Raw genomic sequence first — 15,103 nt, 5'->3', positions numbered from 1 at the left:
TGGCAGTGCCAGCGGTACCTTCACCATTACCGCCAAGGACGATCCGTACCTCGGTGGCCAGCCGAACATCGTCAACAAGATCGAGTCGGTCGCTGGTGGCGACAACTTCGAGAAACTGACCCTGGGCAGCAACACCGTCACCACCAGCGTTACCGACGAGCCGAGCGGCCAGGGCGACCTGACCACCGTCGGCATCAGCGGCGACACCTCGGTGACCGAAGGCGACACCGCCCACTACAACCTGACCCTGAGCAACCCGTCGAAGTCCGAGGTGACCATCACCCTGACCTACAGCGGCACCGCCACCGACGGCCAGGACTTCACCGGTGTGGTCACCGTGAAGATCCCGGCCGGCAGCAGCGGCACCACCTTCGACATCAAGACCATCGACGACAAGCTGGTCGAGGGCTCGGAGAACTTCACAGTCAAGATCAGCGGTGCCACGGGCGGCGGCTTCGAGAACCTGCAGGTCGACGCCGGCAAGTCCAGCGTCACCACCACCATCATCGACAACGACCATGCGCCGGTGTCGACCGGCGGCGCGGTGACCGGCAGCGAAGACACCGACTACGTGTTCAAGTGGGGCGACTTCAACGTCAGCGACGCCGATGGCAACACTGGTCTTTCGGTGACCATCAGCAAGCTGCCGGACCTGGGCGGCCTGAAGTTCTTCAACGGCACCTCGTGGGTCGATGTCTCGCTCAACCAGAATATCAGCCAGGCTGACATCGCCGCCGGCAAGCTCAAGTTCGTGCCGCTGGCCAACCAGTCGGGCGTCGACGGTTATGGCGGCAGCGGCGTGGGCAACAAGCAGGCCGACTACGCGCAGATCAAGTACAAGCCCAATGACGGCACCAACGCCGGCGGCGAAGTGACCATGAAGGTCGATATCGCGCCTGTGGCCGATAAGCCTGACCTGAACATCGGCAACAACAACGTCAACTCCATCGGCCTGCTCAAGGAAACCTGGAACAGCCTCTCCGGCCTTGGCAGCAATGGCAACGGCATCACCGGCGACGCGCTGAAGAACGTCTTCGCCAATGCCGGCAACGCCAGCAAGAGCGAGACCGTCACCGGTGTCGACACCGTTGCCAGCGTGACTGCGGGCAGCGGCTCGAAGACTTCCGGCCTGATCTACCTGGAAGCCGGCAAGACCTACGCGTTCAGCGGCACCGCCGATGACAGCCTGCAGATCGTAGTGGGCGGCAAGAACGTCGCCAGCGGCACCTGGGGCTCGGCCAGCGGCGCCATCTCCGGCAGCTTCACCCCGACCACCAGCGGCTACTACACCCTGGAGATCTACAACGCCAACCAGGCCGGCCCCGGCAGCCTGGACGTCAACATCAAGGTGGGCAACGGCGCGGTCACCGACCTCAACAGCTCGAACATCCCGATGTACCCGAGCGTCAAGGACCTTAACAATGCCGGCGTCACCGTTGGCGACCTGCACGGCAGCAACAACCAGGGCTACTACGACGGTTACAAGCTCAACGAAGGCAGCGAGAACGGCGCCCCGGTCAAGCTGGTGGGCATCAGCACCAACCTCACCGACACCGACGGCTCCGAGTCCCTGAGCGTCAAGCTCAGCGGCATCCCGGCAGGCTCGGTGCTGGCCGATAATGCCGGCCATACCTTCACCGTCGGCAAGGACGCGGTGGACGTTACCGGCTGGAACCTGGGCAGCCTGACCATCAAGCCGCCGGCCTACTACCAGGGCCAGTTTGACGTGAAGGTCAGCTCGACCTCCACCGAGAGCGTCGGCGGCAGCACGGCAACCAGCGAAGGCACCATCAAAGTTACCGTCTACCCGCAGGCCTACACCACCAGCAACCTGTCCTCGGACAGCGACAACATCACCGGCACCGACGGCAACGATGTAGTGGTTGCCGACGTCACCGGCCTGCACGTGGTGCCGGGCCAGGACTACAACCTCGCCTTCATCGTCGACACCTCGGGCAGCATGGGTTCGTCCGGCGTGGACGCGGCGAAGAAATCCCTGGAGTCGGTGTTCAAGACCCTGACCGCCAGCGTCAAGGGCGACCAGTCGGGTACCGTGAACATCCTCCTGGTGGACTTCGCCACCCAGGTCAAGAGCAGCGTTTCGGTGACCCTGAACGATGCCGGCCTGCAACAGTTGCTCAATGCCCTGAACAACCTGCGGGCAGACGGCGGTACCAACTACGAGGACGCCTTCAAGACCACCGCCAACTGGTTCCAGAACCTCAAGGATGGTGGCAATACCGGCAGCAACCAGACGTTCTTCATCACCGATGGCAAGCCGACCTACTACCAGACCAACGAGAACTCCAACCCGACCCTGGGCACCTCGGGCATCACCCTGGACACCTTCCTGGCTTCGATCAACTACAAGCCGGGCATGGCGTACAACGGCTACATCGACAGCAGCAACACCAACTACGTCAGCATCGACAACGCCGGTAACCTGCAAGTGCAGTACTACCGCAACGGTTGGAAATACGGCGTATCGGGCGAGCTGCACGCGGAAGGTAACGGCACCTACGAGCTGTCTTCGCGTGGTGGCTACGGCAACTACACAGACAACGCGGCCCTGAACAACTCGATGGACAGCTTCAAGCTCCTGTCAGGCTTGTCCACCGTCGAGGCCATCGGCCTCAACAACGGCGTCAACACCAACGACCTGAAACCGTACGACACCGACGGCAAGCCGCAGACCAACATCGACCCGAGCAAGCTGGCCGAGGCCATCCTCGGCCATACCGAAGTTACCCAACCGGGCAACGACACGGTCAATGGTGGCGACGGCAACGACATCATCTTCGGCGACCTGATGGTCTTCGACGGTGTTGCCGGTACCGGTGTCGAGGCGATCCGCGGCTATGTCGCCGACAAGCTGGGCGTAGACGCGGGCAGCGTGGACGCACGGGCGATGCACAAGTACATCACCGAGCACTACACCGAGTTCGACGTCTCACGCAGCAACGACGGCGCCGACACCCTGCTTGGCGGCAACGGCAACGACATCATCTTCGGCCAGGGTGGCAACGACTACATCGACGGCGGCAAGGGCAACGACATCCTGCTCGGCGGCACCGGCAACGACACCCTGCTCGGCGGTGAAGGCAACGACATCCTGTTTGGCGGTGCCGGCAATGACATCCTCATCGGCGGCAAGGGCGATGACATCATGACCGGTGGCAGTGGTGCCGACACCTTCGTGTGGAAGGCCGGCGACCTGGGCAATGACGTGATCAAGGACTTCAAGGCGAGCGAAGGCGACCGCCTCGACCTGAGCGACCTGCTCCAGGGCGAGAAGGCCAGCACCATCGACAACTTCCTGAAGATCACCACGGTCAATGGCGAGTCGACCCTGCAAGTCAGCACCGAAGGCAAGCTCAACGCCGCCGGCGGCCTGGCCAACGCCGATGTGAGCATCAAGCTCGAAGGGGTCAACTGGTCCAACACCACGATCAACTCGTTGATCAGCGGTGGCGACCCGACCATCAAGATCGACAACTCCAACAGCTGATCCCCACCCCCGCGGCAGCCGGCAACGGCCGCCGCGTCGGGGGCGGGCTTTCCCCGCCAACGCTTCACGCGCATACTCGTGCACCGGGCCTACACGCCCGGTGAACTTTGCCTATGCTGCTGACTACCAACAAGGAATCATCGTGACGAGGGACGCCGCCATGTTCTACGTGCAACGCGACGCTGACGGCCGTTTGCTGCGAGTGGAAGCCGCCGGGTTTGATGGATTTACGGACATGGTCCCCGCCGACAGTGCCGAGATCCAGGAATGGTTCGCCGACGATGTCGTTGAGAACAGCCTCAAGCAGCTCAAGCAGAGCGATCTGGACATGATCCGGGTACTGGAAGACCTGATCGAGGTGCTGACTGCCAAAGGCGTGTTCAGCATCACCGACCTGCCGCCCGGCGCCCAGGCCAAATTGCTCAACCGCTCCACCGCGCGCAAGGCGCTGGGTAGCCTGAACAACCTGATCGAGGAAGATGAGGAAGGCGGGCTGATCTGATCATGCTGGCGGCGCATCGCGGTGCGAATTGCCCCGCGATAACGCCGAGCCAGCTTAACGCCAGGGCGCCGGCCCACCCACCAGTTGCCCCTGGATACCCTGCACGCCCATCTCCCGCAGCACCTTCAACTCCCCTTCGGTCTCCACCCGCTCGGCGATCAGCGGCAGGTCGATGCTGTGCGCAGCCCGCTGGATGGCTTCGATGAACAGGCGCTTGTGCCGTTCCTGGTCGATGTTGCGGATGTAGCCACCATCGATCTTCAGGTAGGCCAGACCCAGGTGGGCCAGGTTGCCGATCATGCTGAAGCGCCCGCCGAAGCGTTGCAGTGCCAGGCTGAAGCCCAGGGTGCGCAGGCGCCGGGTGAGTTGCTCGAGCACTGACTGCTCGGGCAGCTGCTCCTCGCCGATCTCGAAGGTCAGTCGCTGCCCCAGCGCGACGTGCTGTCCCAACAGCTCATAGACGCGCTGCAACGCCTTGGGGTCGGCCAGGGTGGCGGCCGACAGGTTCAGCGCCAGCGCTTCGCCATGCCCTTGCAGATGCTTGAGCACCTTCTCCAGCACCAGCAGGTCCAGCCGCGCCATCCAGCCGAAGCGCTCCAGCCAGGGGAGGAAGCGGCCGGCCGCCAGGGCTTCGCCCTCCTCATCGTGCAGGCGCGAGATGACCTTGTAGTGCAGCACCCGCTCCGGCGCCTTGGCGTCCACGACCGGTTGGAAGAACAGTTCGAACTGGCCCTTGCCCAGCGCCTGGTCCAGGCGCGTGTGCCAGGCATGGTGACTGTCGGCGGCCTGGCCCGCGGCTCCCTGCTCCAGACATACCCAGCCCGGCGTGGGTTGGCTCTCGGCGCGGGCCAGGGCCTCGTCGGCGAGCTTGAGCAGCGCTTGCGGCGCATCGCCGGGGCTGTAGGGGGCAAGGCCGATGCAGGCCACCGGGTCGACATCGCTGGCACCGGTCTCGTGCAGGCTCTGCAAGGTAGCCTCCAGGGCCTGGGCCAGCTGGATCGCCTCGTCATGGACCATGCCCGGCGCCAGCACCGCGAACTCGCCGCCACGGCTGCGGGTGATCAGGTCGTTGGTCTCCGGGTAGTTCGCACAGGTACGGCGCAGTTGCTCACCCACCGCCTGCAGCAACTGGTCGGTGCGTTGGCCACCCAGGCGGGCATTGAGCCCGGCCAGGTCCTGGACCCGCAGCAGCAGCAGGTAGCCGGTACGGGCCTCCTCCAGGTTGCTTACCCGGGCATTGAGCTGCATTTCGAAGTAACGTCGATTGGCAAGGCCGGTGAGGCTGTCCTGGTACGACTCCGCCCGCAGCTTCTCGCTGCGCTCGGCCTGCTCGGTGAACAGTGCCTTGAGCTTCTCGACCATCTGGTTCATCGCCTGCACCACTCGGCGCAGCTCGGGGGTGCGTGGCAGCTCGGGCAGACTGAGGAACTCACGACGGGCGATAGCGTGGGACTGCGCCACCATGTAGTCGAGCGGGCGCAACTGACGGCGCAGCAGCAGTGCCCCGAGCACCGCGCTCACCGCGCCGCACAGCAGCAGCCAGCCAAGGCTGCCCAGGGCGCTCTGCCAGAGTTTGCCCAGGGCAAACATCGGGTGGCTGATCACCTCGACCCGCGCCGCCTGCTGCCAGCCGCGGCTGACGAGGGCATCACCACCGGCCGGCTCCAGGCCGATGAGCTGGATGAACCAGCCCGGCACACCGCCGGCGTCAGGCTCGGCGTGGCGCTCGACCAACACGGCGTTGGAGTCCAGGTCGATGACCTTGATACTCGAGTAGTAGCCACTGTCGAAAATCGAGCTGACCATCAGCTCGACCATCGCTGGGTCGTCGATGTTCGGCGTCAGCGACAACGCCAGCGCGGTCGCGGCGTCCTGGGCATGGGAACGCAGCTGGTTGACGTACTGGCTGCGCGAGCTCTCCAGGCTGACCATGAAGCTGCCACTGAAGGCGATCACCAGGAACAGGCAAATGGCTAGCAGCAATTGTTTGAACAGTGACATCTGTGCTCCTTCAGTAAACCGGTTCGGCCGGGAACCCTTCGGCCTGCATTTTCTTCAGCAGATCCTGCCAACGCGACAGGCGCTTGGTGTCGCCGACCTTCTTGTTGCCGCCCGCGCCGGTCAGCCACAGGCCTTCACCGTTGAAGGCATACACCGGCAGCAGGTCGGTACGCTGGCTGGCCGGCTTGATCGCGTCCATCAGGCTGTCCAGCACCAGCGGCTGGGCCTGTGGGCTTGAATAATAGGTCAGGACCATGTGCGCACGGTTCTGGCGCAAGGCCTTTACGTAGGTGATGCGTAGCTTTTCCGCCGGAATGCCCATGCGCCGCAGGCTGAAGTACTTGGCGATGGCATAATCCTCGCAGTCGCCCGCACCCTTTATCAGCGATTGTACCGGCGTGGCCCAGTAATCGACCTCGTGCCACAGGTCGATGTCTTCGACATAGCGCAGCTGCTTGTTGAAGAACAGGTTGACCACCTGCAGCTGCTCCAGTTCGCTGCCCTGCTTCTGTGTCACCATCAGGTTCTGCCAGGCATCGATACGCCCTTGGCCCGCGCCCATCGGGCCGTAGAGCGCCTGAGCGCGGCGACTGATCTGCGAGAAGTCCCAATCCGCCTGGGACACGCCCAGCCACAGACAGCCGAGCAGCACGGCAAGGCCGAGCCGGCGTGCGGTCGCATTGAGAGGCCAAGGTATCGCCACTGCGGACACCCGTTCAGATCAGTCGAAAGCAGCGATGGTGCGGGCTGGAGACGCAAAAGACAATGGCACCGTGCGATCATGCTGCCAACTGTCGGCAAACCCGCTTCGTACAAGGGCTGGCGACCTTGGCTATCTTCCCAATGCCGGCAACTTGCTTCACGATAGCCGCGTTTTGACTCTGCGCCACGGCGCATCGCTTGATCAATCCGTTTGACAAGCGCCCCCTTCCCTCACTAGGGTTATTGGATCCAATTTTCATGTTGCCGAGGCGAACCCCGCGTGGCTGAGAAACCCAAACTCCTGAGCACCGTACTGGGTAGCGAACAAGTACCACCGCACCTGGCCCGGGGTGTTATCGAAGAGCGCCTGCGCAGTGCCATCCTTGATGGCCGCCTGCCCCCGGGCACCGCCGTGCGCCAGCAAGAGCTGGCGACTTTGTTCGGTGTCAGTCGCATGCCTGTGCGCGAGGCGCTGCGCCAACTCGAAGCCCAGTCGCTGCTGCAGGTGGTGATGCACAAAGGCGCCGTGGTAGCGCCATTGATCGGTGAAGACGCCGTCGACACGTACGCCCTGCGTGTACTGCTCGAGACCGAGGCGTTGCGCCAGTCGATCCCCTTGCTCGATGCCGGCGACATCGCCCAGGCCAGGGCTTACATCCGTCAACTGGAGACCGAGACTCGTCATGCCGAAATCGGCCGGCTCAATCGCCTGTTCCACATGGCCCTCTACAGCAAGGCGCAGAACCAGAAACTGCTGCGCATGATCGAGATCGAGCTGAACGAAGAGGAACGCTTCCTACGTTTCCATCTGTCCTCGATGGGCCTGGGCAAACTCACCCAGGATGACCACATTGCCCTTGTCGATGCCGCCAACGACAGACTGGTGGACGAGGCCGTGAAGCTCCTGGAAGAACACCTCAACCATGCCGCGCGCACCATCAGGAAGTACCTCGACAGGCAATCGGCCAACTGATCCTGCCCAACCGCGCAGCCGCCCCTGGCGACCACCCGCTGCGTCGACACGATCCGCCACAAGGAACGGCAGTGCACGTGCAGACTCGACAGGACACCATGCCCGACCAGCCGCCCAGGATTCGCCTGATCTGCCTGGCAAACACACGGCAGCAACTTGCCCAGTACCGCACCTGGGCAACGACCCTGAGCGACCCCATCGAGCTGGTCGCGGTCGATGTCCCCTCCATTGCCGACTTCGAACAATCTCTGCCCATTTCCGGGCGCCTGACCCAGGCCCTGGTAGAGCAGCTCCAGCCCTACCTTATGCAGCCACATGCCGTGTTTGCCCAAGGCCTGGGCGCGCACATCGCCTTGGCCCTGATCCAGCAAGTGCAAGGTGCTTGTCCGGGCCTGACTCGTCACTTGTTTGTTTCAAGCTGTGACAGCCCACAATTCAGCACCACTTACCTGCCCCTGCATATCCCCATGACCGTGCTCTATCCGCCGGGCTCGCTGGCGGCGATGCTCGGCTGGCACAGCCTGGTACGCAGGGAGCTGGAGCTGATTGAGCTACCGGTGCAAGCGGTCGATACTTCGCTGCTGAACCAGCGCCTGGTGCGCATCTTCAACGCCCACCTCGGGTTGCTGAGCTTCTAATTCTCCTCTTGCCATCCGTGCGCTGATCAAGGCTTTTCCGCTGCCTGGTCAGTGCCTGGCCATGGCAGTGCCAGCATTTTGGGCACACTCTACCCCCCGCAGCGGCCGCTGATCATCAGACGTGGACCTGGCCGTTTGCCTCTTCATTCACCTGCAGAAGGAACCTGGCACCGGGGCAAGGACCGCAAGCGATCAGCCGCCCCTCAATAGTCCCTCTCTCCATCTCCGTTCATTCGTGCTCCGAGTGAGGCATTCACTCTGTGTCTATTTTTCTGATCGTTAATTATCGGAAGGAGCACGTATTGCCAAAATAAAACTTACTCAATGTTTTATTCAGGTACTTATATTTCAAGAAAAGTCCGAACATAAAATAATCAAAAAAACAATTGCGACCAACTTTGAAGTTGTTCTAACTTTTATATCGCCAGCCAAGGGCGGCCAGGCGTCACCGTGGACACCTCGCCAAACACGCCCTGCTGGCCTCTGCCTGTTGTTCGAATTCGAGTTTTCACTCGAGGCCTTCATTCGCCCGGCATTTAGTTGCCTTGCAACTTCCAGAGCATAACGTCCCTGCATATCACCTCTAAACGGATCTCATCATGAGCACATTGAAGCGCACACTTTCCGACAAGAAACATGAACTTTCCCTGCACCCGCTATTTTCCGAAATCGATTCTCTGGAGACGCTGCGTGGGTTCATGGAAACCCACGTGTTTGCCGTCTGGGACTTCATGTCGCTGACCAAGCGCCTGCAGCAGGAGCTGACCTGCGTCAGCCTGCCCTGGCTGCCACCAAGGGACCCGGCTGCGGCGCGCCTGATCAACGAGATCGTCCTGGGCGAGGAATCGGACGATCGCCTCGATCATGGTCACTACAGCCACTTCGAGCTGTACCTGGATGCCATGCGCGAAGTCGGTGCCAGCACCCAGGCCATCGAGCGCTTCGTCAGCCTGCAGCAACAAGGCGTCGCGGCATTCGACGCGCTGCAACGCTGCGGCGCCAGTGAAGCCGCGCAGCGATTCGTTCGCGACACCCTCAAAGTGGCCATCGAGGCACCGGCCCACCAAGTTGCCGCCGCCTTCCTGCATGGGCGGGAAAGCGTCATTCCAGCGATGTTCCAACAAATTCTCGACGAGTGGGGCATCGGTACCGAGCAGGCGCCGACCTTCCGCTACTACCTGCAACGTCACATCGAAGTCGACTCCGAGGACCACGGCCCCGCCGCCGAGCAATTGCTGGCACGCCTGGTCGATCATGATCCGCTGCGCCAGGAAGACGTCTACGTGGCCGCCATCGCCGCGGTGGACAGCCGCATGGCCCTGTGGGACCGCCTGCGTACATCGCTGAAAGCGGCTGTTGCCGAGGTCACCCCATGAATGCCCTCGAGTATCGCTCCTTTGCCGAGGCCTGGGAGGCCAGGGCGACCATTCGCACCCGGCCCCGGCGCCTGGTGGAGGATGACCAGCGCCTGATCTACCCCCTGAGCCGCCAGCCCCTGGTGCTCGGCGCGACGTTCCAGCGCGAGTGCCCGCAGCTGCGCGACTTCGTGCTGGTACAGAGCCTCTACAAGTTCATCAATGACGTGGTGATCTTCGAGACCGAGATCGTCGACCGCACCGCCCGGCGCATCGCCAAGGACCGCTTTGCCGTGCGCTTCCCGTTCGCCTGCCGCTACGACGCGATGACCGTGGTGGTGGACGAGGACTATCACGCCCTGGTGGCGATGGACTTCCTGCAGCAGACCATCGCCCTGACCGGGATCGAGCCGATCGCCCTGCCCCAGGAAATCGAACTCAGCCGCGCCATTCCAGCCGCGCTGGAACAGGTACCCGAGGCCCTGCGTGACGCCTTGGAGCTGATCTGCGTGGGCATCGCCGAGAACACCCTGACCGACGATGTCGCGGCCTTTGCCCGCGACGACTCGGTCAAGCCCTCGGTGAAGGGCCTGATGGCCGATCACCTGCTGGACGAAGGTCGTCACTCGAGCTTCTGGGCGCGCCTGACGCGCATCTACTGGCATACCGCGCCCGAGGCGGATCGCCAGATGATCGCCAAGGTACTGCCGTTGTTCCTGCGCCAGTACCTGACCAACGACATCCAGCAGGCTTTCGACTGTGCCCTGATCGACGCCTTGCCGGTGACCGACACGGTGCGCCAGGCCCTGCGCGAGGAAGTGCTGGGCCTGGCCTACCCGATCAACTGCCAGCATCCGCTGCTGGGCAACATCCTGCGTTTCTTCCGCAGCAGCTCGATGCTCGAGTCGCCCTGCGTACAGGACGCCCTGCGCGACTATCTGCCCTGAGGACCTAGACATGAGACGCCTCGACATACTTCTGGTGGGCATCAGCCCGCCCCTGGAGGAGTTCGCCCGCATGCTCGCCGAGCACGGACATGGCTCGGCCAGGGCCGATAGCGCCCAGGCCTTGCCCCGGCAGCTGTCGGCCCATCCCGACCTGGTGGTGGAGGATGGCAGCCTGGCACTGAGCAGCAGTGATTGGCAGCCCCTGGGTGGCACGCCGCTGCTCAGGCTGCGCCTGGGTGCGAGCTGCGCCGACACCCTGCCGCAACTGGAGGCCCTGTGCTGGTGCGGCAGTGCCAGCGCCCAGCGCCTGATCCATCGCGTGCCGATACACACGCCGCGCTCCGGTAATGGCCAACAGCTGCGTGAGGACACCTTGCAAGCCCTGTGCGAGCAACTGGCACTGCAGGTCACCCGCTTCGCCCGCAACCCATTGCATTTGCAGGAAACGCCTGCGGTGAACCCGGGAGATCAGGAGCGCGAACACAGCCTGGACTGGCTGGACACTTTGGCTTACCGACATCCGTTCAACCGCACGCTACGCGCCGATTTGCTGGAGAAGGCCGAAACAGACCTGATCGGCGACCTGGAACACTGTCTGCGTGTGTACGCAGAGTGTCATGCCGTGAACCACGACGGCCTGCGTTGCACTTATGAGCAGCTGCATGCCCGCACCGCCGTCATCCAGCAGGCCTTGTTGCCGCTGTTGCCCAACGCCGGGGAACAGCCGCCTGTGGTCGCCGTGTGCATGGGCAAGTCACCCGAGCTCTACGCCAGCCTGTTGGCGGTGCTGGGCTGCGCCGCCATCTACCTGCCACTGGATCCGGCCACGCCGGCCGAGCGCCGCCAGCTGATCCTCGACGACGCTGGCGCCTGCGTTCTGCTGCACGACGGTCAGGCGCCTGTGGATATCCCTGATGTTGATGTGCGCAACCTTCCTTTTCCGCAGGACTTGCCGCTGCCCAGCCTGGCGTTGCGCCAGGCTGCCGCCGACCAGGCCTGCGTGGCGATCTACACCTCCGGCACCACCGGCCAACCCAAAGGCGTGTTGCTCACCCAGGGCAACCTGGCGCACTTCATGGCCTGGTATCGCGAGCATGTGGGCTTGGACCGTCACAGCCGGGTACTGCAGTTCTCCACCATCGGCTTCGACGCCTCGCTGCTGGATATCCTGCCGACGTTCGCCTGTGGCGCGGAACTGGTCTTGCCCAGTGAGGACCAGCGTCGCGATCCGCAGCGGCTGGTACAACTTATCCACAGAGAGGAGGTGAGCCACGCGTTCCTGCCACCGGCGCTGCTGAGTATCCTTCCCCGTGATCTGCACCTGGGCCTGCGTCACCTGGTGACCGGTGGCGACGTCTGCGAACCGGAAGTCATCGCTCGATTGGCCGGGCAATGCCACATGCACAACATCTACGGGCCGACCGAAACCACCGTGCTGGCCACAACCCGGGTGTTCGCTGCAGGCGACGACAACCGCAACCTGGGGCTGCCGATTGCCAACACCCAGGTGCTGATACTCGACCAGCACCTGCAGCCGGTTTGTGAGCAGACCCCCGGTGAGCTGTACATCGCCGGGCCAGGTGTCGGCCTGGGTTACCTGAACAACTCCGAACTGAGCGCCGAACGTTTCGTCGAGCTGAGCTTGCCCGCAGGCCGCACACTGCGCGCCTACCGTACGGGGGACATCGGCAAATGGACCGAACAAGGTATAGAGCTGTGCGGCCGGCGAGACAACCAGGTGAAGATCCGTGGCTTCCGGGTCGAACCCGAAGAAATCGAGCACTGCCTGCGCGATAGCCAGCTGTTCGCCCAGGTGGCGGTGGTGATCGACGCCCAGCGGCGGGTCCTGGCCTTCCTTGCCCACCCGCAACGGGCCGATGCCGAAGCCTTGCTGCGCGAGCATGCCGAGCGACACCTGCCCGACTACATGCGCCCGACGTTCTATCAGGTACTGCAGCAGATGCCCTATACCGCCAACGGCAAGGTGGATCGCCGGGTGTTGTCGTTGCGTCCACTGACCTTGCCAACCAGCCAGCGCATCGAACCACGGACCGCGACCGAGGAGCGCCTGCGTCGCCTGTGGAGCACGCTGCTGGAGCTCCCACAAAGCGAAATTTCCGCCGACGACAGCTTCTTCAATCTCGGCGGTCACTCCATCCTGCTGTCGCGCTTGCTGCTGGAGGTCAGGGAGCACTTCGGCCAGGGGGTGGCCATCAACCGCTTCATCGAACAGCCGACCTTGCAGCGCCTGGGCGCGCTGCTCGATGGCGATCACGAGGCGTTGCAAACCTCCCTGGTACGCCTGGAGCAGGACGCCAACCGCGAACTGGGCCTGCAGGTGCAACCGTTGGAGCGCCTGGGCGATGTGCACAAGGTGATCGTCACCGGGGCCAACAGCTTCCTTGGCGTGCATCTGGTCGAGGCCCTGCTGGAGTGGGGCGCGAGTGAAGTCGCTTGCCTGGTACGCAGCGCCGCAGGGTTATCCGCCGATGAGCGTTTCTCCCAGGCCCTGCGGGACAACCACGTCACCCTGGACCGCAGCCGCGTGCGGGTATTCGAAGCGGACCTGCGCAAGCCACTACTGGGTCTGGCCCAGGCCGACTACGACTACCTGGACAGCAACTATGGCGCGTTGCTGCACAACGCCGCGCAAGTCAACCATGTGCTCGACTACGAGGTACTGGCAGCCGACAACATCGAGCCGTTGTTCGAATGCCTGCGGTTGTGTGAGGGCCGTCGCAAGAAAATCTTCAACTTCGTCTCCACCCTGTCCGCCTGCAGCGCCGTGGATGGCGAGGGCCATGTGCTGGAGAGCGACCCCGCAGACACCCCGCCGATCTACATCCGCAATGGCTACAACCTGAGCAAATGGGTCGGCGAGCGCATCCTCAGCCGTGCCCGTGAACAAGGCGTGTGGGTCAACCTGTTCCGCCCCGGCAACATCACCTTCGATAGCCGCACAGGGGCCTGCCAGCCTCAGCGCAACCGGCTGATGCTGATGCTCAAGGGCTCGCTGCAGTTGGGCCAGGTGCCGGAGCTGGAAATCGACTTCGACCTCATGCCGGTGGACTTCCTGTCCCGCTTCATCGCTTTCCACAGCAGCCGTCACCAGGCCGGCCGGTGCGTGTTCAACCTGCACAACCCCGAACCCCTGCGCTGGCGTGACTACCTGGCTTCGTTCCATGCCCAGGGCCATGCCTTCGAACTGGTCAGCATCGAGCAATGGCAGCGCCAGTTGGCCAGGGTCGATAGCGACAACGCGCTGTACGACGTCCTGGGCTTCTACCTGGACGGTTTCGAAGAAGACATCGGTGACATCTCCGGCATCGCCCACGACAACGCTCGTGCCGGCGTGCAGCGCATGGGCGCCCGTTACCCAAGCAAGGACCCGGCGCTGCTCAGTCGCGGCTGCCGCTACCTGGCCGACATCGGCTTTATCTGATCCCTTTCATGTACAACAGGAGCAACATCCCAATGCAAGCACTCAAACCCGATACCCTGATCCGCAACCCGCAAGGCTGTCTTGTGGTTTCCAGCGTGGAGATCGCCGCGCCGGCGGCCAACGTGTGGAACATCGTCGGCAACTTCGCTGGCTTCCCGGTGTTCATTCCTGCCCTGGCGCATATCGAGATGACCGGCAGCGGCGTGCGCTCGGTGCGCAAGAAGCTGTTCAAGGATGGCAACGTGGTGATCGAGCAGTTGAACTCCCGTGACGATCAGGCCATGAACATGACCTGGAGCCTGATCTACACCAGTTTGAACATCGGCAATCTGTGGGCGGCCATGCAAGTGCAGGCGATCGATCTCCAACACAGCCGGGCTACCTGGACCATCCAGGCCGAGCCATGGGAAGGCGGGCCGGAGGCACTGCCGGGCTTCCAGGCATTTCTGCAGGGCTTTGCCGATGAGGCGATGGGAAATGTGCGTAACCTGCTGAGCTGATATCACTGGAAGGGGCGTGTGCCCCGATGGCAAAAAGGCCGCTCCCGACCGGGAGCGGCCTTTTTGTGTCTTGAACATCAGGGGGGCGGGGATAGCTCTTCGGGCTGTGCTGTTGCACAGCAAAAAGAGATCTCTGTAGGAGCGGCTTTAGCCGCGATGCAAGCAACTCGGTGTCTGGCACCCGCTTCGCGGGTGATCGCGGCTGAAGCCGCTCCTACAGGGACCGTGCTGTGCTTTTGAATACTGTTCCCTTCGTGCCAGCGCAGGGAGCTGGACGATCTCACGCGGGACCTTCACGCATCGATACCCTGAAAAGACAAAGCCCCTGATCGCATCGCGATCAGGGGCTTTGGAATTGAATCTTGACGATGACCTACTCTCACATGGGGAAACCCCACACTACCATCGGCGATGCATCGTTTCACTACTGAGTTCGGGATGGGATCAGGTGGTTCCAATGCTCTATGGTCGTCAAGAAATTCTGTGTGCTGGTCCGTCCTGGGGACGCACCTGCGAATCTCTGTAGTCTCTACTT

Annotated in this window: 10 protein-coding genes and 1 rRNA gene; 8 read left to right on the top strand and 3 right to left on the bottom strand. The window is 63.0% G+C overall.

Going from position 1 to position 15,103, the window contains the following annotated elements:
• The coding region (locus ACQ4OD_RS25585; protein WP_430945159.1) for a type I secretion C-terminal target domain-containing protein at positions 1–3,508 on the top strand (3,508 nt) is incomplete at its 5' end.
• Between the two features lie 160 nt (positions 3,509–3,668).
• On the top strand, positions 3,669–4,010 hold the full coding sequence (locus ACQ4OD_RS25580) for a hypothetical protein (RefSeq protein WP_046857559.1): 342 nt from the start codon (positions 3,669–3,671) through the stop codon (positions 4,008–4,010).
• Positions 4,011–4,064: 54 nt separating this feature from the next.
• Here the strand turns inward: ACQ4OD_RS25580 and lapD are convergent, their stop codons facing one another.
• Together lapD and lapG are read right to left on the bottom strand one after the other, a co-directional pair.
• Positions 4,065–6,011 carry a cyclic di-GMP receptor LapD gene (lapD, locus tag ACQ4OD_RS25575; RefSeq protein WP_430945158.1) on the bottom strand — a complete coding sequence of 649 codons (1,947 nt, stop codon included), beginning with the start codon at positions 6,009–6,011 and terminating at the stop codon, positions 4,065–4,067.
• A gap of 10 nt (positions 6,012–6,021) precedes the next feature.
• Positions 6,022–6,723, bottom strand: a complete 702-nt coding sequence (gene lapG, locus ACQ4OD_RS25570; protein WP_139667775.1) for a cysteine protease LapG — start codon at positions 6,721–6,723, stop codon at positions 6,022–6,024.
• 270 nt (positions 6,724–6,993) lie between these two features.
• On the opposite strand from lapG, the gene ACQ4OD_RS25565 reads away from it, so the two are divergent.
• From ACQ4OD_RS25565 to ACQ4OD_RS25540, 6 genes are all read left to right on the top strand, one after another.
• Positions 6,994–7,686: a GntR family transcriptional regulator gene (locus ACQ4OD_RS25565; RefSeq protein ID WP_102685160.1), complete on the top strand. Its 693-nt coding sequence runs from the start codon at positions 6,994–6,996 to the stop codon at positions 7,684–7,686.
• 77 nt (positions 7,687–7,763) lie between these two features.
• A complete protein-coding gene (locus ACQ4OD_RS25560) occupies positions 7,764–8,324 on the top strand; it encodes a hypothetical protein (protein ID WP_139667777.1) in 561 nt (186 codons plus the stop codon).
• 599 nt (positions 8,325–8,923) lie between these two features.
• Positions 8,924–9,700, top strand: a complete 777-nt coding sequence (locus tag ACQ4OD_RS25555) for a DUF3050 domain-containing protein (protein WP_139667779.1) — start codon at positions 8,924–8,926, stop codon at positions 9,698–9,700.
• The gene (locus ACQ4OD_RS25550) at positions 9,697–10,626 is read left to right on the top strand and encodes a diiron oxygenase (protein ID WP_198755717.1); all 930 of its coding nucleotides are present in this window, start codon (positions 9,697–9,699) and stop codon (positions 10,624–10,626) included. Before ACQ4OD_RS25555 ends, ACQ4OD_RS25550 begins: the two co-directional genes overlap by 4 nt.
• Positions 10,627–10,636: 10 nt before the next feature.
• Entirely contained in the window at positions 10,637–14,068 is a 3,432-nt protein-coding gene (locus tag ACQ4OD_RS25545; RefSeq protein WP_430945157.1) for an amino acid adenylation domain-containing protein, read from the top strand.
• A gap of 32 nt (positions 14,069–14,100) precedes the next feature.
• The gene (locus ACQ4OD_RS25540) at positions 14,101–14,568 is read left to right on the top strand and encodes an SRPBCC family protein (RefSeq protein ID WP_139667785.1); all 468 of its coding nucleotides are present in this window, start codon (positions 14,101–14,103) and stop codon (positions 14,566–14,568) included.
• A 360-nt stretch (positions 14,569–14,928) separates the two neighbouring features.
• Here the strand turns inward: ACQ4OD_RS25540 and rrf are convergent.
• Positions 14,929–15,044, bottom strand: a 5S ribosomal RNA gene (gene rrf, locus ACQ4OD_RS25535).
• Between the last annotated feature and the right edge of the window lie 59 nt (positions 15,045–15,103).

This window comes from Pseudomonas sp. WC1 (assembly GCF_050586565.1).
Classification (GTDB): Bacteria; Pseudomonadota; Gammaproteobacteria; order Pseudomonadales; family Pseudomonadaceae; genus Aquipseudomonas.
Note: the sequence above shows the minus strand (reverse complement) of the source record. Positions and strands in the feature narration are given on the sequence as shown.